Genomic DNA, 22,996 nt, shown 5'->3' on the forward strand with positions numbered 1-22,996 from the left:
GGCGGTTTCGTCTGTACCACCTGTACCACCTCCGGAAATGGCCGGTGGTACAGGCTCAGGCCGCATGCTGGCGGGCTTGTACCACGTGTCCCACCTGTACCACCCATTTTGCAAGGGGTCCGGGCGATTTTCGGGAGCATCGGTCATGCGCCACCCCCTTGGCGGTAGCCCATCAGGTCGTTGAAGTCGGAAAGCTCCAGCGGCGCGCCCGGCGGGAAATCCGGCCAGATAACCCGACCGCCAGCATTGATCGCGGCGGCTCGACCGGCGGCCATGCCGGGGTTGTGGCCTGGGTCTTTGCGGTCGTTGTCGCAGGCAACCACCAACGGCAGGTCGGGCCAACGGTCACGGGCGGCCAGCGCCACGGGCTCCAGGTTGCCGGCGTCGATAGCGGCTAACACCAGGTCGCCCGGTGACATGCCCGCCAGCGTGCAGCCGGTTGCCCACCCTTCGCAGACGGTCAGCCGGTCCGGGTGCTCGGGTGCATGCACAGGGATTGCGTGGCCGCGCTTTGCCCCGCCGGACAACATGCGCTTTCCGCCCTGCTCATCAATGAACTGAAGGGATGCCAGGGACCAATCGGATAGGCGGCGGATCGGTAACACCAGGCGGCCGCCTTGCTGGCGGGCACCCATCGGCTCGATCCGCTTTCGGGCAGCGTAGGGGTGGGCCGCATCGGCCGGGACCGATCCCGCCCACAGGCTGGCGGCTCGCTTGGCGGCCATGGCATGGCGGTTTGCCCGGTCGGCAGCGGCTTGGGCCTTGGCGGTTGCAATGCGTGCCCGCTGCCCTGCCTTCTCGGTCTCGCTCAGCGATTGCCAGCCATCGGCGTGCCACGTGTGTTTTGCCCCGGTCCGCCAGCTACCAAACACCCCGACCGGGTTTCGATCCGCGTGCAGGACGTACCACCCGTTTTTCGATCCGGGTTTATCGCCCTCGACCCGGTATCGGCGCATATCGCCATCGGCAACCAGGGCCGCACCTTCCGCCGGGGGCAATTCTGCCTCCCGCATGGCCGCCAGCATGGCGAGCTCGGGCGGCGTGGTGGCCTGTCTCTCGTCTGTCTGGGTTTGTGCGTTCATTGGCTCACCTCCGCAACTCCAGGCATTAGGACGTACTCGGCAACGTGGTGGGGGTTGCCGGCGGCGTCGCGCTCTGTGCGCCATAGCGTTTCGATGCGGTGGCCTCGGGCTCGCAGCTCAAACACACGGCCGGCCGGGTGCAGCACGTTAAGGCGCTCGCGTGCCTCAATCGTGGTCAGGCGGTGATGCTGGCGAAGGTGGGCGAGAACGCGGGCGCGTTGTGCTTCGGCACTCCGGCCCTGTGCCTGGGCGGTGCTATGCTGGCGGCGTGTCTCCGGCCCCTGCATGCCTTCGCGGTGTGTGGGGGTTTCTCGGTTCATGCCATCGCCTCCCGCTCGTTTGCCTTGATCACAGCGGCCAACGCAGTGCGCGACCGGACTTCGGCGGCATTCAGCTCGTGCCGGCGGCGGTAGGCTTCGGCCTCCGCTCGACTGGCGAAGGGGCCGGCCACCAGGTGGCGAATCAGGATCGGCGGGAACACGCCGAGCAGGGCGCGGCGGTCGGTCAGGTAGTAGGCGCGGGCGGTCATGCTTCCACCCCCTGCCGGTCGGCAATGAACTGGTCGAGGGTGGACAGCCGCCAGCCGGTTACCTGGGCCGACAGCTTGATAGGGCGTGGCAGCTCCCCGCGCTCGACAAGCCGGTATAGGGTCGATTTACCGATCCCCAGATAGGCGGCAGCCTCACGCGGACGGATGATGGCTTGGCCCTGATAGGCCGGGCCGGTGTGGGTGTTTCTGGTCATGCGTCGTACCCCGCTGGGTCTGTGTGGACTCAGGGGACGACGGTAGGGAGCGCATTTGTGGAAGTGTCCCAAACGGACTCATTTCCGGTCCATTTGGACAGCTTGGGAGGGCTAGCGGTAGCGGGTGACCTCTCGGGCCTCCCGCAGATACTTGGCCAGGGTCTTTCTATCCGGCAGGTCGTCGCTCTCGCTCAACTTGGCGAGGATGGCATCGGCAGCGTTGTAGGCTTCATCCGGTGCGCCGATGTAAGCGTCGAGGGCGGCAATCACCCGGAGCATTCCATGCTTCGCTTTCGGGTGAACTTCCCTGTCATCCTCTCCGCCAGCCTTCGGCATCTCCCCGGCGTGTACCCCAATCCGGTGCTCTTTCTCGAATCGGTCGCGCTCGGCACGGCTCACCTTCAAGTCAACGATATGGACTAGGGGTCTGTTCCCAAACGAACCGTCTGTTCCGGCAGAAAATTTTGAAGCGTAGCCGGTCGTACCAAACCCGACCGTCGGGAAGATAAAGTCACCTTCTCCGGAAAATCCAAAACAACCACCTGCGATGAACTGCCCATCCGCCTGCTCTAGCTTGGCAACATCTTGAGCCTCCAAGGTGAAAAAACCCACACCAAGGTGACCATCAGTTCTGAACTCGAGATCCCAGATTTCCCAGCCATCGGCCCAGACCCCCATGGCCAACAAGCCTTGTCCGCCGATGTGAATCAGGTAGTCGGTCGAGCATCCCCAACGCTCGGCGATCTCGTCGAGGCTAAACCATTCCTTTTCCGGCAGTCCTGCCGGTGCTACGTTGTCGCGTGTCATCGCTGAACCTCCCGCGTTCAGTGCTGGCGGCCCGGCTTGCGGTGGTGCGCTTGCCGGGCTTTTTCGTATCTGGTCATGCTACCGCGTCCGCCGGCGGTTACTCGTCGCCAGGCTTTTGCAGGCGTTCGCAGTAGTCCGCCCATGCCTGCATCATTTCCCGCCGGTCCTCCAGGTGCTTGGTCCGGTTGTAGCTCCGGCCGTTGGGATCGCGCACGGTGTGCGCTAGCTGGTGCTCGATCCAGTCGGGGCGATACCCCAACACCTCGTCGAGCATGGTTCGGGCGCTCGCCCGGAAACCGTGGTGGGTGTGCTCGGTCTTGTCGAAGCCAAGGCGACGAAGGCAGGCATTCACGGTGTTGGCGGACAGCGGACGGCTCGCGTTGCGAATGTTGGGGAACACCAATTCCCGGTGCCCGGTCCATGCCCGCAGCTCCCCCAGAATCTCGACGGCTTGCCAAGGCAGGGGCACGGTGTGCAGCTCGGGTTGCTCTTGCGCCTTGCGCTTGGATTTCCAGAACGTCCATTCCGCCCGGTCTAGGTCAACTTCCGACCAGCGCATGTGCCGCAACTCGCCGGGGCGTGTCCACAGCAGCGGGGCGAGGCGGACGATTGCCAGGACTTGAGGTTGTGCCTCTAGGCCGTTGATCGCTCGCAGCAATTCCCCGAAGCGGGCCGGGGTGGTGATGGCGGAAAAGTGATCCGGTGCGGGTTTCTTCGCCATGGCTTCCTCCAGGCCGGCGGCCGGGTTGAAGGTGGCCAGGTCGGAAGCAATGGCGAACTTGTAGATTCGGGCGACGTGCTGGCGGGCGCGGCGTGCCGACTCGATCCCGGCGGACTTCTCGACCACGCGCAACACCTCCAGCAATCGAGAGGGGGTTATCTCGGCAATGGGCATGTGGCCAAGGGCAGGGAACACGTGGCGGTTTAGTCGGCCCTCGACCTTCTCGCGTGTGCCAGCGGCCCACGCTTGGGCGGCCAGCCAATCGCGGCCGACTTTCTCCAGGGTCGAGGTCCGGGCCTGATCGGCCATGCGGGCGGCCTCGACTTGCTGGCGGCGGTGCTCGATTGGGTCGGTCCCATCCGCCAGGAGGGCGCGGAACTCGTCACGCCGGCGGCGAGCATCGGCCAAGCTCATCTCCGGCAGCTTGCCCAACGTGGTCTCCCGGCTCTTGCCGTGGAACTTGTAGCGGAACACCCAAGCCCGGCCGCTTTCGCGGACGCGCAATGACAGGCCGCCCCCGTCGAATAGCTTGAAGGCGCGGCCGTCGAACTTCGCCCGGCGAACGTCGAGCGCGGATAGTTGGTTGGTGCGCATGCCTCTGTCCCCTGTATCAGCGAGGCGGGGCAGGGCGAAGGTGGGGGCTAGTCAGTCCCCACCCGTGCCGTGGTCCCCCCTCTGGTCCCCGCTCTCTATGCTACATTGGTGGGGACCGGCTGGGACAGGGCGGGACAGCAAAAAGCCCCGGAACCGCGTTTTAATGCGATCTCCGGGGCTTATTGGGACTCACTGGGGAGGCTGTTTGGTGGCTATGGGTGGATTCGAACCACCGACTCCGGCATTATGAGTGCCGTGCTCTAACCAGCTGAGCTACATAGCCAAGCGAGGCGCGCATTATCGGGATTCCCCGACGGGTTGTCAACCCTGTCCGCGCGCCTTTTCACGCCCGATTGAGGGCATGATCACACGTTGAAGCGGAAGTGCACGATGTCGCCTTCCTGCATGACGTATTCCTTACCTTCCAGACGCGACTTTCCGGCCTCCTTGGCACCCTTTTCGCCGCCACAGGCGACGAAGTCCTCGTAGGAAACGACCTCGGCGCGGATAAAGCCCTTCTCGAAGTCCGTGTGGATCACGCCGGCCGCCTGCGGGGCGGTCATGCCCTGCCTGATGGTCCAGGCGCGCACTTCCTTCTCACCGGCGGTAAAGTAGGTCTGCAGGCCGAGCAGGGCGTAGCCGGCGCGGATGACACGATCCAGCCCGGGCTCTTCCAGGCCCATCTCCTCGAGGAACATCTCCTTGTCCTCGCCCTCGAGATCGATCAGCTCGGCCTCGGTGGTCGCGCAGACGGGCACGACCATCGCGTCTTCCTGCTCGGCGATCGAGCGCACCTGGTCCAGCAGGGGGTTGTCCTCGAAGCCGTTCTCGTCGACGTTGGCGATGAACATCAGCGGCTTGGCGGTCAGCAGGTGCAGGTCGTGGAGCAAGGCCTGCTTCTCCGGGTCGAGCTTCATGCTGCGCACCGAGTGGCCGGCATCGAGCACCTCGGCGACTTCCTTGACCAGCTCCAGCTTCGCGACCGCGTCCTTGTTCTGCCCCGACTTGGTCTGTTTGGTCAGTCGCTCGACGGCCTTCTGCACGGTATCGAGGTCGGCGAGAGCCAGCTCGGTGTTGATCACCTCGATGTCGGCGGCCGGATCGACCTGACCGGCGACATGCACGACGTCGTCATTCGCGAAGCAGCGCACCACCTGCGTGATCGCGTCGGTCTCGCGGATGTTGGCGAGGAACTGGTTGCCCAGACCTTCGCCCTTGGAGGCGCCCGCCACCAGGCCCGCGATGTCGACGAACTCCATGCTGGTCGGGATCACCCGCTCGGGCTTGACGATCTCGGCCAGCTTGTCGAGGCGCGGATCCGGTACCGCGACCACGCCGACGTTCGGCTCGATGGTGCAGAACGGATAGTTGGCCGCCTGGATGCCGGCCTTGGTCAGTGCGTTGAACAGGGTGGACTTGCCGACGTTCGGCAGGCCCACGATGCCACAGTTGAAACCCATAGGGACTCCGTGATGTCGATTGTTGATCGCGGCCGGGCAGGGCGGCCGCGTCGGTTCGGGGACCCGCCGGCTCAGGCGGTGGGTCGATAGCTGTTGATGGCCTGCATCAGGGCGGATTCGTCGGCGCGCACGAGGTCGGGCGCGAGATGACGGACCTCGATCACGACATCGTCCAACAGGCGCCGTTCGTCCTTGGGCGGATTGGTCAGGACGTAGCCGACCACGGCGTCGCGGTGGCCCGGGTGGCCGACGCCGACCCGCAGCCGCCAGAAATCGGCGCTGCCCAAGGCCGCCTGGATATCCTTCAGGCCATTGTGCCCCCCGTGGCCGCCGCCGCATTTCAGTCGCATGCGACCCGGCGGCAGGTCGAGCTCGTCGTGGATCACGAGGATCTCCTCCGGCGCGATCTTGAAGAAGTTCGCCAGCGGACCGACCGACTGGCCCGAGCGGTTCATGAAGGTTGCGGGCCGGAGCAGGCGCAGGTCCTGGCCACCAACCATGACGCGAGCGACGTCGCCCTTGAACTTGCGCTCCTCGGCCCAGCGGCCACCCAGGGTGTCGGCGATAGCGTCGATCGCCCAGAACCCGGCGTTGTGGCGTGTTCCGTCGTATTTCGGTCCGGGGTTCCCCAGCCCCACGATCAGCTTGATACTCATGGGCGCGGATTATCGCATAGCTCGACTGCGGCCACGGCGGTGACCCAACGAAAAAACCCCGATCTTGCGATCGGGGTTTCCGGCGTGGAGGAAGGGGAGAGTATCAGGACTCTTCTTCGCCCTTCTCTTCCTCGCCACCGGCAGCTTCCGGCTCTTCGGCCTCTTCCGGCTCCTCTTCCTTTTCCACCTTCGGCGGGTGGATGGCGACGACGGCAACGTCGTGCTCTTCGCCCAGGGCCAGTTCCGGGATGCTGATGCCTTCCGGCAGCTTGATCTCGGAGAGGTGGATCGACTCGTTGACGTCGAGGTCAGCCAGGTCGATGGTCAGGTATTCCGGCAGCTGACGCGGCAGGCACTCGATCTCCACTTCGTTGTGGATGACGCTGACGACACCACCGGCCTTTGCGCCCTTGCTCTCTTCGCGGTTCTCGAAGTGCAGCGGCACGTTCATGCGCATCTTCTGACCACGCGTGATGCGCTGGAAGTCAGCGTGCAGCACGACCGTGTTCTTGTACGGGTGGCGGTGCAGGTCACGCAGAACCACTTCGTCGGTCTCACCGTCGACGTTCAGCTCGAGGATGTGCGAGAAGAACGCCTCGTGGTCGAGGTGCTTGAGCAGTTCGTTGTGGTTGATCGTCAGCGAAACGGGGGCTTTCTTGCCGCCGTAGACGATCGCCGGAACGTTCCCTTCGCGACGCAGGCGGCGGCTCGCACCTTTCCCCAGGTCATCGCGAACGGACGCTTCAATCTTGAAAGTTTCTTTAGACATGATTGGGTCCACTCCAGAAATGAAAACCGCCGGGGCGACGTGAGGCCGACTCCCGGCGTCTGATATACGGCTGCGGCCCGCGACCAAGCCACAACCGACGCGCGCCACCCGAACTAACGAGTGGCGCGCGGATTGTACAGTATTCAGGTCTCGACCGGAAGAGCGGGGCGGGTCAGTCGTCGTTGTAGAGCGAGCTGACCGATTCGTCGGTGTGGATGCGACGGATGGTCTCCGCGAGCATGCCGGCAACCGAGAGGACACGGATGCGCTCGCAGGCTTCGGCTTCCGGCTTGAGCGGCACCGTATCGGTGACCACCAGCTCGTCGAGCGACGAGGCCTCGATGTTCTCGATCGCCTTGCCGGAGAGGATCGCGTGGGTGGAGTAGGCCACCACCTTGCGCGCGCCGTGCTTCTTCAATGCGTCGGCTGCCTTGCACAGGGTACCGGCGGTGTCGACCATGTCATCGACCAGCACGCAGGTCTTGTCCTTCACCTCACCGATGATGTGCATCACCTGGGAGACGTTGGCGCGCGGACGGCGCTTGTCGATGATGGCCAGATCCGCGTCGTCGAGACGCTTGGCCACGGCACGGGCCCGCACTACGCCACCGACGTCGGGCGAGACGACGATCAGGTCGTCGTATTTCTGCCGCCAGATGTCGCCCAGCAGGATCGGGGAGGCGTAGACGTTGTCTACCGGGATATCGAAGAAGCCCTGGATCTGGTCGGCGTGGAGGTCGACCGTCAGGATGCGATCGACGCCGCCGCTCTGCAGCATGTTCGCGACCACCTTGGCGCTGATCGGGACACGGGAGGAGCGGACGCGGCGGTCCTGACGGGAATAGCCGAAGTAGGGGACGACCGCGGTGATGCGGTGAGCCGAGGCCCGACGCAGCGCGTCGGTCATCAGCATGAGCTCCATGACGTGTTCGTTCGTCGGGTCACACGTCGGCTGGATCACGAAGATGTCGCGACCCCGGACGTTCTCCAGGAGCTCGACGGCGGATTCGCCGTCCGAGAAGTGGGAGACCGATGCCTGTCCCAGTTGGCTGTCCAGGCTCTCTGCAACCCGCTCGGCCAGTGGCCGATTCGCGTTGCCCGTGAAGACCATCAAGGAACGTGATAGTGACATCGGTCTCGCAGGTGTTGGCTGGGCCGGCAGGATTCGAACCTGCGAATGCCGGAATCAAAATCCGGTGCCTTAACCAGCTTGGCGACGGCCCAATCGAAAGAGGTGCGCATCATAGCGGAGCGATCGGCCTTTGCCAAGGCCCCAGCGCGCTTTTTTTCGGATTTCAGCGGGTGTTTTCGCTAACTTCCTGATTTGGCGTGAACAGCGGCGGCGCAACCACGAACCGCCGCAGGATCGGGTGCTCGGCCTGCAGGCGTTCGCCGATTCGGCGCCCGGCCTCGGCCGATTCCACCGGCGCGAACAGGCAGGCACCTGAACCGGTCAGACGGGCGAACCGCGCGTAGTCGGCCAGGGCATTGCGCAGCGCGGTTAGTTCGGCATCGTGGCTCAGGACGACCGGCTCGAAGGCATTGAAGCCTTCCGTCCGCCAGTGGGCAAGCAGTCGTGCATCATCCTGCTTGGGCGTGTCGCGCTCGAGTGCGGGTGATGCGAACAAGGCGGCCGTCGGCGCGGTGCGCGCGGGAATCAGGATCAGGAACCAGTCCGGCCCATCGGGTAACTCGCCCGGATGCAGGATGTCGCCGATGCCGTGAGCGGTTGCGCTCTGGCCGCGCAGGAAGACCGGCACGTCCGCGCCCAGGCGAACCCCGATCTCGCAGAGCCGGTCGAGGGACAGATTCAGACCCCACTGGCGATTAAGCTCAAGAAGGACCCGTGCGGCCGCCGCCGACCCGCCGCCAAGTCCGCCGCCGATGGGGGCATTCTTCGTCAGGGTGATGTGCGCGTTGCAGCGGGTGTCCCGTTCCGCGGCAGGGGCTGCCTTTCGCAACGCCATCGCCGCGCGATAGAGAAGGTCGTCCTCGGGATTCGTCGGGCGTCCGGACAGATCCTCGTCGCCCGCGACCCAGTCCACACGAATACCTCGATCGGTCGTGGTGGCGATCCGGAGCTCGTCACCGTAGTCGATCAGTTGAAAGTAGGTCTGCAACTCATGGAAGCCGTCGGGGCGACGGCCGTTGATGTGCAGGAACAGGTTGAGCTTGCAGCCGGCCGAAACCCGGAGCGACCGCTTGTCATGATTCATCGAACGCCGCTTCCCACGTCCCAGGCGTCGACCACGATGCGAATGCGCATGCCTTCCTGCCGAAGCTCGACGAAGTGCGGCAGCGACAACTGCGACGGACCCTCCGGGGCGTAGCGGTCATATTCGACCGCCCAGCCGGCTTCCTCCAGTTGGCTCAGCCGGCCCGATTCGTCCAGCGCGTAGCTATCGGCGGGCTTGTCGGCAAGCGAACCTTCGGGCAAGCCCCGCAGCCATCGGGGCAGGGCGGAAAGCGGGATGAGCCAGCCGGTCTGCTCCTCGAGAAGCGCGGTGGGCTCGTCGGTCAGACGACGCTTGCCGTCGCCGTCGGTGATCAGCATGCGTTCCGCAGTGCCGGTCATCGCAAGCCGGCCGGTATCGAACGGGCCACTCATGGTCAGGGCAGTGACCTGGCCGACTTGTGTCCACTCGACGCTGACGCTGCCGCCCGTAAGGCCCGACTTGACAGCCGCGCGCCCGTTGAAGGCCCAGTCGGTCAGAGATTCGATCCGGTCGCTGTGGGCTTCCCAGGCGGCCAGCTGGGCGGGAGTTGCCGGCTCCGGGCCGGGCGCCAGACTGGCGCAGCCGCCGAGCGTGAGCGAAAAGACGGCGAGGGCGGCCAGCGCCGCCCGGGTGCGAGACAAAGAAAGCATGGTGGGTGAATCGACGTGGTGGATCACGGACGCCCGCTGGCCGGAAGGAGCTCCGGTGCGAGGCGACGCAGGGTTTCAAGCAATGTGCTGTCGGTCGGGTCAACCTCCAGTGCCTGTTGCCAGACATTGAGGGCGCGATCGCGCTGACCATCGATCCAGAGCACTTCGCCCAGGTGGGCTCCGATTTCGGCGTTCGGCGACTGGCGGAAAGCCGTTTCCAGCGCCTGAATCGCCTTGTCCAGATCGCCCTGGCGGTACTTCAGCCAACCGAGGCTGTCGAGAAAGGCCGGATTGTCCGGCTCGACGTGCAGTGCACGGACGATCAGCCGCTCGGCCTCTTCGAGATCACGGTTCTCGTCGGCCAACGTATAACCCAGCGCGTTGAGCGCTGCCGCGTGCTCGGGGTCACGGTTGATTGCCTCGCGCAGCACGTGGGTGGCGGCATTCGAACGCTCAAGTGCGAACAGCGTCATGGCCTTCTGCATGCGGAAGTCGTTTGCCTCCGGCCATGAGGCCAGCGCCTGATCGCTGACCTGAAGACTGTCCTCGAACCGTCCCATTTCGGCCAGCGTGGAGGAAAGGGCCAGGGTCAGCTGCTGCCGGTCCGCCTCGTCAATGGCATTCGAGAGCAGCGCGCGCTCCAGTCCGCGAATCGCGGCGTCGGGACGGCCCAGTTCGATACGGGCACCGGCAAGGAGGACCTGGGCGTTGGCAAAGTGTTCACTGCGAGCGCTGACCTGAGAGAGCGCTTCTTCGGCCGCGGCGAGATCACCGTTGCGCAGCGAGACCCGTCCCCGAATCAGATGGACGACGTCGGCCTGGCCGGGAATGGCTTCGAGTCGCGTCAGTGCCTGGTCGGCAAGGGTGGGGCGGTCGAGTTCATAGGCGAACAGGGCAAGGTTGCGCAACAGGCTGGGGTCGGTAGGCGCACCTTGCAGGGTTGTCTGCAGAAGTGCCAGGGCCGCTTCGGTCTGCCCGGCGGCGATCCGTGCCTCGATCAGGCCGCTGGCATAGCGTCCTTCGTCGGGAAAACGGGCGTGGGCCTTCTTGAGTATGCGAACTGCCTCGTCGACATCACCGCGACGGTTCGCGATCACCATCGCGAGATCATGCGGCGCCTGGGCGTCAGGACGCAGGGACATCGCACGGTCCGCCGCCTTCTGAGCGAGAGGCAGTTCCCCGAAGGACAGTGCAAGCTTCGCGACGACAACCTGCGCCTCGTACTGGCGGGGAAAACGGTCGGCCAGGTGCCGTGTATAGGCAACCGCCCGATCGCGTTCCAGGCTCTTGCGCAGATATTGGCCGATCTCGTTGAAGATCTTTTCCACGTTGCCGGCGTCGGCTTCGAGCCATTCGTTTAGCGCCCGATCGGCCTGGTCGGTTTCGCCCAGTTCCAGCGAGGCGATCATCATCACCGCCGCGGCACGGGCGTTGCCGGGGTCGAGTTCGCGCAGGCGTGTGGCGAGCCTTTGTGCCAGGTCGAACCGGTCGGCGAAGATCGCCGCCTGAATGGCACGCTCGATCAGCGAGATGTTGTCGCTTTCGAGTGCGACCTCGGCGTAGTGGTCGGCCGCTTCGGCGTACTGTTTCTGCCGGCCGTAGAACTCGCCGGCAAGGATGTGGAATATCGGGCCGTTGGACCAGTCCGAACCAGACTCGGCCGTGTCGGCGCCTGCGGAGGAATCGGGCGCGGTGTCAGCCGGACTCACGGCACAACCGGATGCCGAAACAGTAAAAGCGGCGGCGAAGAACAGCGCGGCGGGTGTTGTCGAACGCATGGCGGGCTCGTGAGACGAATGGGTTTCACCACACGCCCAAGGGGCGCTGGCCGGGCTGGCCTCATTGTAGTGCATCCGGGTCCGGCCATGCGCACGGATACATGACTCGTTCAGCCGGACGGCGAGTCATGTCGTGTTCCTCCGGGCCTGCGCCCCTGACCAGGGTTCGTAGAATATATATTATGTTAAATAGGGTGTGAGGTAAGAGTAAACCGATTCGCGGGACGAGCGTCCCTGTTGTCGGTTCTCCACGTCGTACCCCGTCTTCTCGTGGATATCTCTCCCGCGCAGGCCTGTGTCGTTACGGTTACGGCCGCTACCACCGGTATTTGTCCCACAGCTCCGGATTCGCCCAGTTGCGCGGGTTCAGCCAGTCCGGGGTGTCCTTGTAGGTTTCGATGTCGAATTGATACACGGCCTCGGCGGCGCTCAGGCGCCGGTATCCCAGCGAAACCATGCGCTGGTCGACGTCGTCGCCGATACGGGCCTCGCCGACGTGAACCACGATGCGGCGATTGGCGCGGTCACGTAGCCCCGCCAGTAGCTCCGCCACGGTCCCGGACCATTGGTCTTTCTCCACGATGACCTCGATCGGCCCCGCGCTGCTCGACAGGCGCTGGAAAACGGCCTCCGGGCGGTCCGGCACTCCCTGCGCCGGGGAGCTTGTCTGGCCGTGATCGACCGGACTGTCGACGATCACCGTGAATGCGGCCTCCCCGGCGGTGATCTTTTCGCATGCAATCAAACGCTTGTCCGCTTTGAGCCGCTCACGGCGGGCCTCGCCGTCGAGCAATCGCAGTACCGGATCGGGTGTTTTTTTCGCATTCACTGTTGACAGTCCCTCTCGAGATTCCTAATATGCGCGCCGTTGCCCAGGTGGCGGAACTGGTAGACGCGCTAGTTTCAGGTACTAGTGGAGAGATCCGTGGAGGTTCGAGTCCTCTCCTGGGCACCAAATTTCAGATCGACGTAAAGGCCGGTGGCTCGATGAGCTATCGGCCTTTTTCGTTCGTTGCGCGGTTATGCGGTTGGTCGCACCTCGCGCCCCGCAGCACGCGCATGTACAGAGGCACCATAACAAAAGGCCCACCGGTGACGGTGGGCCTTTTTAACGCGGGCTTGTCCTGGCTGTCTTGCCGAGATCAGCTGTCGTAGCGCTGCTTCAGCTCGTCGAGACGTTGAAGTGCCGCGGTGGCGCCCTCTTCCCGCAGTTCGGCCTCGATCATGTCGAAGCTCTCGCGGTCACCGACGTCGAGGAACGCCTCAGCCAGGCTGACACGAGTGTCGACGTCCACTTCGCTTTCATTGTCGGCCTCCGAGGTCGATTCGACCGCCGGTTCCTCCTCGGGCTCCGGCGCCATGCCAAGCTCGAGCCCCTCGTCCTCGGTCGTTCCCGTGGCTTCGTCCTTTGCCTCGGCGGTCTCGCCGGCAGGCTGATAACCGCTCAGGTCGAGGTCCAGAGCGTCGAGTTCGTCCTCGGCCCCCTTTTCTTCGCCTTCGCCGCCGGCCGTGGATGCATCGCCTTCCGACAGGTCGATCAATGTATCGTCGGGTTCGGCCGCGTCGTCTGGCCGGGCTTCAGAGGCGTCCTGCTCCTCGCTCGGCGTCTCGAGCGCGAAGGAGTCGTCGAACTCCATCAGGTTGTCGTCCGAGCCGCGAGCGGATTCGGGCTCCGGCGTGGCGAGCATGTCATCGAAATCCTCGTCCCAGGCGATCTCGCCCGACGGCTCGGATGTCTCGGACGGGGCTCCACCGACTTCCTCGCGCTCTGCCTGCCGGTCGGCCTCGATTTGCGTATCGCCAATCGATGGCTCCCCGGCCGTTTCGTCGGCAGACACCAGGTGATCCGCTTCCGCCGAATCCGTCGCACTGGCCTCCGGCGCCGCCTCGACACCTTCGTCCTCCTCGACGTCCACGGTTTCGGCCTGCTGCTCGATCCCGCTGAGCCGGTTGATGGCCGCCTGCAGGCCGGCATGGCCGGGGTGTTCCTCGAGGCTTTCCTGCAGGAGCTCGAGCGCCTGATGCGTGAGGTTGAACGACTCGAGCACCCGCGCTTCCTCAAGGGCCATTTCCGGGTTCATCGGGTCATCGACACCCGGTTCGGCGGTAGCCGGATCGTTGCTCTCCTGACCTGCCAGGGCGCCGCCGACTGCCGCACCACCGACCGCAGCGGCAGAAGCGCCGGCCTTGTCCATGTTGCGCTCGATTGACGGCTGTTCGCCACGTGATTCCGCAGCCGTGTCGGCAGTAGCCGGCATCGGGACCGCCGGCTCGTCGTCGTGACGCGAGCGCCGCAGGCCGAGGGCGATCAACAGTGCGATGATCAACAGCCCCATCGCCCCGGTGAGGTACTTGCCCCATTGCACCCAGAACGTCTCCTGGCGGGCCTGGGCCTGTTCGGCCTGCTGACGGGATTCCTCGACCACGTCCTTGAGATCGGCAATGCGCGCGTCACGCTCGTCGACGGCCACCTTGACCGAATCGATTTCCTCTTTCAGGGAGCGAAGCTGTTCGGTCAGGGCCTCATTTTCCGCCTTGACCGATTCCAGCTCTTCCTGAGCCAATGCGTCGTCTGGGTCCATCGCCGGAGTGGCAGGCTGTTCCGCCCCCGCGATTGCCGGCAAGGGCGTATCGCGCGAGAGCTCGCCGAAACCGCCGAGATCGGCCGACTCTCGCTGCTCACCTTCGGCGGGACTCAGCAGTTCGAGCGCGGGGCCCTGCTGCGAGGTTTCACCGTCGGCTACCTCCGACGGAACTGCTTGCTCGGTTTCACCAGGGGCCGAGGGCACCTTGAGCTCAACGCCAGCCAGCATGGTGTTGCCATTACCATTGGCAAAGGCGTGCGGATTGGCGTCGATAATCGCCTGCATTACCGAGCGGACGTTCTCGCCCTCGCCCACGTAATCGCTGGCGATCTCGGAAAGGGTGTCGCCCCGTTCCACCTTGCGGCTCGAGTCCAGGGAAAGGTTTTCCGCCGGTTCGACGCGCTGCCATTGCCCTGTCGCGCGTGGCGCCGGTGCCGATCGGGCCAACGCTTGACGGCTTGCCTCACGGGCAGGCGCGGCTTCGGCCTTTGAGGGCGAAGGGGCGACAGCCGGCGGGTCGAGCAGCAGGTTGTAGGAACGGATCATCCGTCCCTGCGGCGACTGCACCTCCAGCAGGAGGCTGAGAATCGGGTCGCGGATCGGGCGCTTGGAACCGACAAGGACGTAGTCCTGACCGCCTTCCGACTCGATCGCGAACGTGAGATTGCCGGAAAGGTTCGTCAGCGGGACGCCGGCCTCGCGATAGAACGACGGGGGCGCAAGCTGGACGGTGATTTCATCCAGCGGCTCGCCGCTTGAACGCATGAGAGGAACGCGAACCTCCAGCGGTTCGCTCAGGTACGACTGCACCTCGGCCTGTCCCAAGGTGGCGGCCTGGCTGATCAACGGGCTCCCGGCACCCAGGATCCCCGCAATCACCAAACTCAACTTCCGCATGTCAATGACTCCTTGCTCGTGCCGGCGTGGTGGGTAGGTTCCCTTGCACGCTACGGCGCCTTCCTATAGCCCGTATCGAGCCGATTGTGCCACAGATCAGAGGTAGTCGCGCACCAGGCACTCGGCGATCTGAACGCTGTTCAGTGCCGCGCCCTTGCGGACGTTGTCGGCAACGACCCAGAGGTTCAGGCCGCGGTCATGCGAGATGTCTTCGCGGATACGGCCGACGTAGACCGGGTCGGTACCGGCACCTTCGGTAACTGCCGTGGGGTAGCCACCGTCACGACGCGAGTCGAGCACCTCGATGCCGTCCGCGTTCTTGAACAGCTCCCAGGCCTGCTCGGCGGTGATCTTGTCGCGCGTCTCGATATGCACTGCCTCGGAATGACCGAAGAACACCGGCACACGGACAGCGGTCGGGTTCACCAGGATCGACTCGTCTTCGAAGATCTTCTTGGTCTCCCAGACCATCTTCATCTCTTCCTTGGTGTAGCCGTTGTCCTGGAAGACGTCGATCTGCGGCAGCGCGTTGAAGGCGATCTGCTTCGGGTAGACCACGGCGTCGGCATCCTGACCGTTGAGCTTGCGCGCACTCTGGGTGGCGAGCTCCTCGATCGCCTCCTTGCCCGAGCCGGAGACGGCCTGGTAGGTGGCGACGTTGATGCGCTCGATGCCGACCGAATCGTAGATGGGCTTCAGGGCCACCAGCATCTGGATGGTCGAGCAGTTCGGGTTCGCGATGATGTTGCGCTGGGTGTAACCCGCAATCGCGTGGGCGTTGACCTCCGGCACGATCAGCGGCACGTCGTCGTCATAACGGAACTCGGAAGTGTTGTCGATGACGACACAGCCCGCAGCCGCCGCCTTGGGCGCGTATTCGCGGGAAATGGAACCACCCGGTGAGAACAGGCCCACTTGGACCTTGGAGAAATCGAACGTCGCCAGATCCTCGACCGTCAGGTATGAGTTGCCGAAGGCGACCTTCTTGCCGGCGGAGCGTTCGGATGCCAGTGCGTACACCTTGCCGACCGGGAAGTTGCGCTCGGCCAGGATGGACAGCATGGTCTCGCCAACGGCACCGGTGGCACCGACGACAGCTACGTCGACCGTCTTGCTCATGAAGATTTCTCCTTAGGATTGGAAGTCTGGTGCGAATCATATCGAGGTGGTCCCAACCGGTGACCCACCCCGTTGCGTGTGATACGCCTAGCCTAGCGCATCCCGCCGGGCTATCGAAGCGATTGGTTGGGCTGCGGCCTCAAGACCCCAGGGCGTCGACGACCGCCTGGCCCATTTCGCTGGTGGACGCCATGCGCATGCCGTCCTGCATGATGTCCGGCGTGCGCAGGCCCTGATCGAGTACCTCCACGCAGGCATTCTCGATCCGCTCGGCCAGGTCGCCCCGACCGAACGAATAGCGCAGCAGCATGGCCGCCGAAAGGATGGTGGCCATCGGGTTGGCCACGCCCTGCCCGGCAATGTCGGGTGCCGAGCCGTGGCTGGGCTCGTACAGACCCTGCCCTTTCTCGTTGAGCGACGCCGAGGGCAGCATGCCGATCGAGCCGGAGAGCATCGAGGCCTGGTCGGACAGGATGTCGCCGAACAGGTTCTCGGTCACAATGACGTCGAACTGCTTCGGGGCGCGCACAAGCTGCATCGCGGCGTTGTCGACGTACATGTGCGACAGCTCGACATCCGGGTACTCGGCCGACAGGCGGTTCATCACCTCGCGCCACAGCTCGGAGGTCTCCAGCACGTTGGCCTTGTCCACCGAGCACAGGCGCTTGCCCCGTTTCTGAGCGGCCTCGAAGGCGACCCGGCCGATGCGCTCGATCTCGCCCTCGTTGTAATGCATGGTGTTGAAGCCTTCGCGCTGGCCGTCGACCTCGCGGATGCCGCGCGGCTGGCCGAAGTACACCCCGCCCGTCAGCTCGCGCACGATCAGGATGTCCAGCCCCGCGACCACTTCGGGCTTGAGCGAGGAGGCGTCGGCCAGTGCGCTGTAGAGCATCGCCGGGCGCAGATTGGCGAACAGCCCAAGCTCCTTGCGGATCGCCAGCAGGCCCCGCTCGGGGCGCAGCGGACGATCGAGCTCGTCGTATTGCGGGCTGCCGACGGCGCCCAGCAGTACGGCATCGGCCTCGCCCGCCTGCTTGCGGGTGGTCTCGGGGAACGGCTGGCCTTCCGCATCGTAGGCGGCGCCGCCGATCAGGCCATCGGTAAAGGACAGTTGGAGGTCCGTGCCAGCGGTCACGGCCTTGAGCACATTGACCGCCTGCTCGGTGATTTCCGGGCCGATGCCGTCACCCGGCAGTACGAGAATGTTCTTCTGTGTCACGGTGTTGGGGTCCTTTCTTCAATCTCTTGTTCGGTATCAGCCGGCGTTGCCGCGCAGATCGTTGAACAGCCACGGGGTCTTCTGCATCTGCGCCGTTTCGTAGGCCTTGATCTTGTCGGCGTGCTCGAGCGTCAGCGCGATGTCGTCCAGCCCCTCGACCAGGCAGTGCTTGCGGAAACTGTCGATCTCGAAGCCATACTCGGTGCCGTCGGGCGCCTTGACCACCTGGTTCGGCAGGTCGATCTCGAGCTCGAGGCCCGGGTTGGCCGCCACCGCCTTGAAGATCGCGTCGACCTCTTCTTCCTTCAAGGCAATGGGAAGGAGCCCGTTCTTGAAGCTGTTGTTGAAGAAGATGTCGGCGAAGGACGGCGCGATCACGGCGCGGAAGCCGAAGTCGGTGAGCGCCCAGACGGCATGCTCGCGCGACGAGCCGCAACCGAAGTTCTCACGCGCCAGCAGAATGGAGGCGCGGTCGAACGGCTCCTGGTTCAGGACGAAGTCCGGGTTCTTGCGTCGCTGGCTGTGATCCATGCCCGGCTCGCCCGGGTCGAGGTAGCGCCAGTCGTCGAACGCCGTCGGGCCGAAACCGGTGCGCTTGACCGACTTCAGGTACTGCTTGGGGATGATCGCGTCGGTGTCGACGTTCGAGCGGTCGAGAGGCGCGACGATTCCCTTGTGGGTGGTGAATGCCTGCATGATCTTTCTCCCTTACGCTTGACGAACGTCGACGAAATGGCCGGCAACGGCGGCTGCCGCGGCCATGGCCGGGCTGACCAGATGCGTGCGACCGCCCTGCCCCTGACGTCCTTCGAAGTTGCGGTTCGAGGTGGAGGCGCAGCGCTCGCCGGGCTCGAGGCGATCGGCGTTCATCGCGAGACACATCGAGCAACCCGGCTCGCGCCACTCGAAACCGGCGTCGAGGAAGACCTTGTCGAGCCCCTCCTTCTCCGCCTGCTCGCGCACGAGACCCGAGCCCGGCACGACCATCGCGAGCGTCACGTTGTCGGCCACATGGCCACCCTTGATGGCGGCCGCGGCGGCGCGCAGGTCCTCGATGCGCGCGTTGGTGCACGAACCGATGAACACCTTGTCGATCTGGATGTCGCTGATCGGCGTGTTCGCCTCAAGCCCCATGTATTTCAGCGCGTTGCGCATGCCCTCGGCCTTGACCGGATCGGCCTCGGCGGCCGGATCCGGTACCTGGCCGTTGACCGGGACTACCATCTCCGGCGAGGTGCCCCAGCTGACCTGCGGTTCGATCTTGCTGCCGTCGAGCGTGACGACCTTGTCGAACTGGGCATCGGGGTCCGACTTGAGCGTGCGCCAGTACTCGGCGGCGCGCTCGAACATCTCGCCTTGCGGGGCGAACGGCTTGTCGCGGAAGTACTCGATGGTCTTCTCGTCGACGGCCACCATGCCGGCACGGGCGCCCGCCTCGATCGACATGTTGCATACGCTCATGCGGCCCTCGATCGAGAGCGACTCGATCGCCGAGCCGGCAAACTCGATCGCATAACCGGTACCGCCGGCGGTGCCGATCTTGCCGATGATGGCAAGCACGACGTCCTTCGCGGTCACACCGGGACCGAGTTCGCCGTCGACGCGCACCTGGAGGGTCTTGGCCCGCTTCTGGAGCAAGGTCTGGGTGGCCATGACGTGCTCGACCTCGGAGGTGCCGATGCCGAAGGCCAGCGCGCCGATCGCGCCGTGCGTGGAGGTGTGCGAGTCACCGCAGACCACGGTCGCGCCCGGGAGCGTGAAGCCCTCCTCCGGGCCGATGATGTGCACGATGCCCTGGCGCAGGTCGGCCATCGGGAATTCCTGCACGCCGAATTCCTGGCAGTTGCGGTCGAGCGTGCTGACCTGCTCGCGCGAGACCGGATCGGTGATGCCGCCGGCGCGGTTGGTGGTCGGCACGTTGTGGTCGGGTACGGCGAGCATCGCACCGGTGCGCCACGGCTTGCGACCGGCCAGGCGAAGGCCCTCGAAGGCCTGCGGGCTGGTCACCTCGTGGACGAGGTGACGATCGATATACAAGAGCGCGGTGCCATCGTCCTGTTCATGGACGACGTGCGCGTCAAAGAGCTTTTCGTAGAGTGTCTTTCCAGCCATTGGCTTGTTCCTCAAGACCGGCCGTTCGGCCACGGCCCGTTCACAGTGTTCTAGAAACCGAAGAATCCGTCGTCCAGACCCGAGGCCGGCGGGTCGACGGCGTGCTCGATCAGGTCGCGGAGTTTGACCACCCGGAGTACCTCGTGGTGCGTGGAGGCGAGCACGACCGGCGGCGCGACGCCGGCCTCGAACGCCTCAAGCCACCGCCAGGCGCAGACACACCAGCGGTCGCCGGCCTGCAGGCCCGGGAAGTCGAATGCCGGGATGGGCTGCCGCAGTTCGTTGCCCTGCGAGGCGGTGTAGCCGAGGAAGGCATCATCCAGTTCGGCACAGATGCCGTGAACGCCACCGTCTTCCGCGCCGACGAGGCAACGGCCGTCCCGGTAGAATCCCGTCATCGGGTCTGCCGAGCACGCCGCGAGCGGCAATCCCAGCACGTTGAGTCCCTCGGTTTTCATGCCGGAATGATAGTGGCCGCGCTGCAATAACCAAAATGGAAATAAATCATGGGTTCGATTTCCTATGGTTATATGTGGAAAGGAAAGGACGAGAGCCGACATGAATCCGAACCAGCTCGATACCCAGCAACTGCTGACCTTTCTCGCCATCGCCGAGACCGGGTCGTTCTCCGCGGCGGCGGCGCGTCTGCATGTCAGCCAGCCGGCGATATCCAAGCGCCTCTCGCAACTCGAGCAGCGGTTGGGGTTTGCCTTGTTCGACCGGCTCGGCCAGCGTGTGGTTCTCACCTATCGTGGCGAGCGCCTGTTGCCGGCCGTTCGCGAAATACAGACGTGCCTCGAGGACATCGTCGTCGCGGCGCAACTGAGCGATGAGCGACTCAGTGGCCGTCTCGCGCTGTCGCTGAGTCATTACTGCGGGCTGCAGCTGTTGCCGGGCGTGCTGGAGGAGTTCTCCACCCGTTACCCCGACGTGCTGCTTGATCTGAGTTTCCATGACTCGGAGCGGGCCATCGAGCAGGTGGCCGTCGGGGACGTCGCCCTCGCCTATGCGACCCTGCCGCCCCGACTGGATCCGCGCGTCCACGCGCAGGTGCTGTGGCAGGAGACGCTGCAGCCGGTGGTTGCCGAGCGGCACTGTCCTGCCGACCGGCCGGCCGATCTGCGCGGCATCGGTGAACGTCTGCCCCTGATCCTGCCCGCCGAGGCGACCAGCACGCGCACGGCTATCGACCGATGGATGGACGATTGCGATCTGACGCCACCGGCGGTGATCGAGATCAACCAGCTCGAATCCATCGCCGTGCTGGCCGCGACCGGCGTGGGCTGGGCGGTGATCCCCGCGACCCTGCAACGCCCCGGGCTGATCGGGCTGCCCGGCGAGGTCTGCCCGTTGCCCACCCGCGAGCTGGGGCTGATCGAGCCGGTGGGGCGTGCGGTGAATCCACTGGCCGAGGCGTTCGTCACCCTCGTGAATCGGATCGTGACGACCGAATCGGCGGTGCCCGACCTGTCCGATGAGACGAGCCGTCCCTGATCTCAGGTCATCAATGCAACTGTAGCGGGATGGTAATGGGCAATCCCTTCGAGGATGCCCGCCGCGTAATTGCCGTTCATGCCGAGAAAGCCCCCGCGAGCGAGATACAGGTGCGTTTCCGTACCGTTCTCGTGCGCCAGACGACGCGCGGTCTCCCTGACCTCCGGGCGCGCATTGGCGACCAGCACCGCAGGCAGCTCACTGGTCAGGGCCGGAAGGTCGTTGCCGCTATCGCCCGCGAAGACCGTGCGTTCCGCCGGGATGCCCAGGTGTGACTGGATAAAGCGGATGGCGTGGAGCTTGGTGGCCCCAAGCGGCAACACGTCGATCAGTCCCACATCGTTCATCTCGTCGACGCTCCAGATCACGCTCGCCCGGATCCCCGCCGGTTCGAGCCGACCTTGTATCGCCGTGATTACCGCCTCGGCGTCGATGTCTGCCGGGCTGTAGTAACTGAGCTTGTAGGTGTTCTGCTTGGCTGGCTCCTGCCGTTCGAGCCCGTCGATGCCTTCGAGTCGCCTGGCCAGATCGGCATGGTCGTGTCCCGACCAATCCGGCGCGATTTCACGATACCAGTCTGCCCACGGCTGCCAGTCCGCCCCCTCGATGCGATAGATGGTGGTACCGACGTCGCCGATGGCGAAATCGGGGCGAGGCAGGTCATAGCGCGCGATCGCCTCATGCAGCAGGCGTTCGTCTCTGCCGCTGACATAGGCCAGCACCACGCCGGGGTCCTCGACCAGCCGCGCGAGGCGGTCGCGCGCGCCGGGAGACTCGGGCTGATGCCCGTTGGGGATCAGGGTTCGGTCGAGATCGGTACAGATCAGCAACGGGTCAGTCATTGCTATCCAGGCGTATCAGCGGTTGGCCGTCGAGGGCATGATGGGCCATCACCGCGGCCGCGGCGCTCCAGCCCTGGCAGCGATTGCCGCCGGCGGTGAGTTTCTTGCCGTGCACGTATTCGGGAAACCCCCATGGCTGGTCGTCCAGCGGCAGGGCGTTGGCCTGATGGATACCGTCGAGGTAGCGGCGTGCCGTCACGGTATGGCCGCGCTTGACCAGGTCGGCCACGTAGAAGCCGGTGATCATCGGCCACAGGCCGCCGTTGTGAAATTCGTAGGGATTGTTCTTGAAGCTGTAGGAGAACATCATCTGCAGGCTCTCCCAGTCACGGTCGACCGGCTCGATCACCGGGTGGAATGCCGGCAGCAGCGAGAGCTTTTCGGGTGTGATGTCGCGGATGTAGTGGTCGACATGCTCGGCTTGATCGTTGTCCGCGACGCCGAAAAGCCCGGCGAGCACGTTGGCGAAGGCATCGAAGCGATAGCCGTAGCCGGTCGGGGAAAAGAAAGGCATCCAGTAGCGTGAGGCGCGGTGTGGCGCAGCCTTGCGGCCCTTTCGGTACAGCACCTCGTGGTAGACGTCCTCGGGGTCCTTGCCGTTGAACCAGTAGTTGCTGCGAATCAGGTGGGCCATCCGCATGGTGCGGTCTTCTAGCTGGTGGTCGGCCGAACCGTGCATGTGATGGTGGATGCGGCAGAAGGTGCGCAGCGCCTGCAGATACAGCAGCTGGTCGTAAAGGATGTAGCCCGACTGGACGTATTCGTCGGCCCAATCCCCGGTCTGAGGGACATAGATCAGCCCCCGGTCGTTGAACTCCCAGGCACCAAGAAGAAACCGTACCCGTTCGAGTACGGGAAGCATCTCGTCGAGGAAGGCATCGTCACCCGTGGCCTTCCAGTACTCCCCGCAACCGATGACGAACCAGAGGTCGGCATCCACCCGGCCGGTCGTGCCGCCGTAACTGATGCGGTGAGCAACCGTATCGACGTTGCTGGGAATCTCGCCGTGCTCGCCCTGATGTTCACCCAGGGTCTTCAGGGTTCGCCGCATGGTCTCGATCAGGGAGTCGGCGCCGGTCATCAGGGCCGCCAGGCCGATGATCACGCCATCGCGTGACCAGATGCGTCGGTAGTTGTCCCGTTCGACGGTCGAGGCGAGAAATCCGTCATCGGTCACGCACTGGCGCAACAACTCGCGGGCCTGCTCGTAACCTTCCCTGCGCAGGTCGGACGCTTCGGACATCGTCCCCT

22 protein-coding genes and 3 tRNA genes are annotated in these 22,996 nt (G+C 64.8%); 2 read left to right on the forward strand and 23 right to left on the reverse strand.

Features of this window, described 5'->3' with window-relative positions; genetic code table 11:
* Window positions 1-143: 143 nt before the first annotated feature.
* The 15 genes from AWR35_RS00400 to AWR35_RS00475 form a co-directional block, all read right to left on the reverse strand.
* Window positions 144-1,082 (reverse strand): toprim domain-containing protein, encoded by a 939-nt coding sequence (locus tag AWR35_RS00400; protein ID WP_058573989.1) that lies wholly within the window; start codon window positions 1,080-1,082, stop codon window positions 144-146.
* Between the two features lie 316 nt (window positions 1,083-1,398).
* Window positions 1,399-1,611 (reverse strand): hypothetical protein, encoded by a 213-nt coding sequence (locus AWR35_RS00410; protein ID WP_058573990.1) that lies wholly within the window; start codon window positions 1,609-1,611, stop codon window positions 1,399-1,401.
* The gene (locus AWR35_RS00415; RefSeq protein WP_058573991.1) at window positions 1,608-1,826 is read right to left on the reverse strand and encodes an AlpA family phage regulatory protein; all 219 of its coding nucleotides are present in this window, start codon (window positions 1,824-1,826) and stop codon (window positions 1,608-1,610) included. Before AWR35_RS00415 ends, AWR35_RS00410 begins: the two co-directional genes overlap by 4 nt.
* 111 nt (window positions 1,827-1,937) lie before the next feature.
* Window positions 1,938-2,633 carry a hypothetical protein gene (locus AWR35_RS00420; protein ID WP_058573992.1) on the reverse strand — a complete coding sequence of 232 codons (696 nt, stop codon included), beginning with the start codon at window positions 2,631-2,633 and terminating at the stop codon, window positions 1,938-1,940.
* Window positions 2,634-2,730: 97 nt separating this feature from the next.
* Window positions 2,731-3,948, reverse strand: coding sequence for an integrase arm-type DNA-binding domain-containing protein (locus AWR35_RS00425; RefSeq protein ID WP_058573993.1), 1,218 nt, complete (start codon window positions 3,946-3,948; stop codon window positions 2,731-2,733).
* Between the two features lie 206 nt (window positions 3,949-4,154).
* Window positions 4,155-4,231 (reverse strand) — tRNA-Met (locus tag AWR35_RS00430).
* Window positions 4,232-4,313: 82 nt separating this feature from the next.
* On the reverse strand, window positions 4,314-5,408 hold the full coding sequence (gene ychF, locus AWR35_RS00435; protein ID WP_058573994.1) for a redox-regulated ATPase YchF: 1,095 nt from the start codon (window positions 5,406-5,408) through the stop codon (window positions 4,314-4,316).
* Between the two features lie 71 nt (window positions 5,409-5,479).
* On the reverse strand, window positions 5,480-6,064 hold the full coding sequence (gene pth, locus AWR35_RS00440; RefSeq protein WP_058573995.1) for an aminoacyl-tRNA hydrolase: 585 nt from the start codon (window positions 6,062-6,064) through the stop codon (window positions 5,480-5,482).
* 103 nt (window positions 6,065-6,167) lie between these two features.
* The gene (locus tag AWR35_RS00445) at window positions 6,168-6,833 is read right to left on the reverse strand and encodes a 50S ribosomal protein L25/general stress protein Ctc (RefSeq protein WP_058573996.1); all 666 of its coding nucleotides are present in this window, start codon (window positions 6,831-6,833) and stop codon (window positions 6,168-6,170) included.
* Window positions 6,834-7,005: 172 nt separating this feature from the next.
* Window positions 7,006-7,965, reverse strand: coding sequence for a ribose-phosphate diphosphokinase (locus tag AWR35_RS00450; RefSeq protein WP_058573997.1), 960 nt, complete (start codon window positions 7,963-7,965; stop codon window positions 7,006-7,008).
* 15 nt (window positions 7,966-7,980) lie between these two features.
* Window positions 7,981-8,057 (reverse strand) — tRNA-Gln (locus AWR35_RS00455).
* Between the two features lie 71 nt (window positions 8,058-8,128).
* The gene (ispE, locus tag AWR35_RS00460; RefSeq protein ID WP_058573998.1) at window positions 8,129-9,049 is read right to left on the reverse strand and encodes a 4-(cytidine 5'-diphospho)-2-C-methyl-D-erythritol kinase; all 921 of its coding nucleotides are present in this window, start codon (window positions 9,047-9,049) and stop codon (window positions 8,129-8,131) included.
* Window positions 9,046-9,726, reverse strand: coding sequence for a lipoprotein insertase outer membrane protein LolB (gene lolB / locus AWR35_RS00465; RefSeq protein WP_058573999.1), 681 nt, complete (start codon window positions 9,724-9,726; stop codon window positions 9,046-9,048). The genes ispE and lolB overlap by 4 nt, the downstream gene beginning before the upstream one ends.
* Complete coding sequence (locus AWR35_RS00470; RefSeq protein WP_058574000.1) at window positions 9,723-11,477, reverse strand: tetratricopeptide repeat protein; 1,755 nt, start codon at window positions 11,475-11,477, stop codon at window positions 9,723-9,725. Before AWR35_RS00470 ends, lolB begins: the two co-directional genes overlap by 4 nt.
* A gap of 316 nt (window positions 11,478-11,793) precedes the next feature.
* Window positions 11,794-12,306 (reverse strand): DUF6231 family protein, encoded by a 513-nt coding sequence (locus AWR35_RS00475; RefSeq protein ID WP_156413884.1) that lies wholly within the window; start codon window positions 12,304-12,306, stop codon window positions 11,794-11,796.
* A 41-nt stretch (window positions 12,307-12,347) separates the two neighbouring features.
* Here AWR35_RS00475 and AWR35_RS00480 point away from each other — a divergent pair.
* Window positions 12,348-12,432 (forward strand) — tRNA-Leu (locus AWR35_RS00480).
* Between the two features lie 187 nt (window positions 12,433-12,619).
* Here the strand turns inward: AWR35_RS00480 and AWR35_RS00485 are convergent.
* From AWR35_RS00485 to AWR35_RS00510, 6 genes are all read right to left on the reverse strand, one after another.
* The gene (locus tag AWR35_RS00485) at window positions 12,620-14,959 is read right to left on the reverse strand and encodes a hypothetical protein (RefSeq protein ID WP_058574002.1); all 2,340 of its coding nucleotides are present in this window, start codon (window positions 14,957-14,959) and stop codon (window positions 12,620-12,622) included.
* Window positions 14,960-15,055: 96 nt separating this feature from the next.
* Window positions 15,056-16,078: an aspartate-semialdehyde dehydrogenase gene (locus AWR35_RS00490; protein ID WP_058574003.1), complete on the reverse strand. Its 1,023-nt coding sequence runs from the start codon at window positions 16,076-16,078 to the stop codon at window positions 15,056-15,058.
* Window positions 16,079-16,217: 139 nt separating this feature from the next.
* Window positions 16,218-17,273, reverse strand: coding sequence for a 3-isopropylmalate dehydrogenase (gene leuB / locus AWR35_RS00495; RefSeq protein ID WP_058574186.1), 1,056 nt, complete (start codon window positions 17,271-17,273; stop codon window positions 16,218-16,220).
* Window positions 17,274-17,333: 60 nt separating this feature from the next.
* On the reverse strand, window positions 17,334-17,993 hold the full coding sequence (leuD, locus tag AWR35_RS00500; protein ID WP_058574004.1) for a 3-isopropylmalate dehydratase small subunit: 660 nt from the start codon (window positions 17,991-17,993) through the stop codon (window positions 17,334-17,336).
* A gap of 12 nt (window positions 17,994-18,005) precedes the next feature.
* On the reverse strand, window positions 18,006-19,409 hold the full coding sequence (gene leuC, locus AWR35_RS00505) for a 3-isopropylmalate dehydratase large subunit (protein WP_058574005.1): 1,404 nt from the start codon (window positions 19,407-19,409) through the stop codon (window positions 18,006-18,008).
* Between the two features lie 50 nt (window positions 19,410-19,459).
* Entirely contained in the window at window positions 19,460-19,867 is a 408-nt protein-coding gene (locus AWR35_RS00510; protein WP_058574187.1) for a DUF2237 domain-containing protein, read from the reverse strand.
* A gap of 100 nt (window positions 19,868-19,967) precedes the next feature.
* Between AWR35_RS00510 and AWR35_RS00515 the strand changes: the two genes are divergently transcribed.
* Window positions 19,968-20,903: a LysR family transcriptional regulator gene (locus AWR35_RS00515; RefSeq protein ID WP_058574006.1), complete on the forward strand. Its 936-nt coding sequence runs from the start codon at window positions 19,968-19,970 to the stop codon at window positions 20,901-20,903.
* A gap of 2 nt (window positions 20,904-20,905) precedes the next feature.
* On the opposite strand, the gene AWR35_RS00520 is transcribed toward AWR35_RS00515, so the two are convergent.
* Together AWR35_RS00520 and AWR35_RS00525 are read right to left on the reverse strand one after the other, a co-directional pair.
* Complete coding sequence (locus tag AWR35_RS00520) at window positions 20,906-21,745, reverse strand: HAD-IIB family hydrolase (protein ID WP_058574007.1); 840 nt, start codon at window positions 21,743-21,745, stop codon at window positions 20,906-20,908.
* Window positions 21,738-22,988 (reverse strand): glycoside hydrolase 100 family protein, encoded by a 1,251-nt coding sequence (locus tag AWR35_RS00525; RefSeq protein WP_058574008.1) that lies wholly within the window; start codon window positions 22,986-22,988, stop codon window positions 21,738-21,740. Before AWR35_RS00525 ends, AWR35_RS00520 begins: the two co-directional genes overlap by 8 nt.
* Between the last annotated feature and the right edge of the window lie 8 nt (window positions 22,989-22,996).

Origin of the sequence: Guyparkeria sp. WRN-7, from assembly GCF_001641825.1 — a bacterium.
In the GTDB taxonomy this organism is placed as follows: Bacteria; Pseudomonadota; Gammaproteobacteria; order Halothiobacillales; family Halothiobacillaceae; genus Guyparkeria.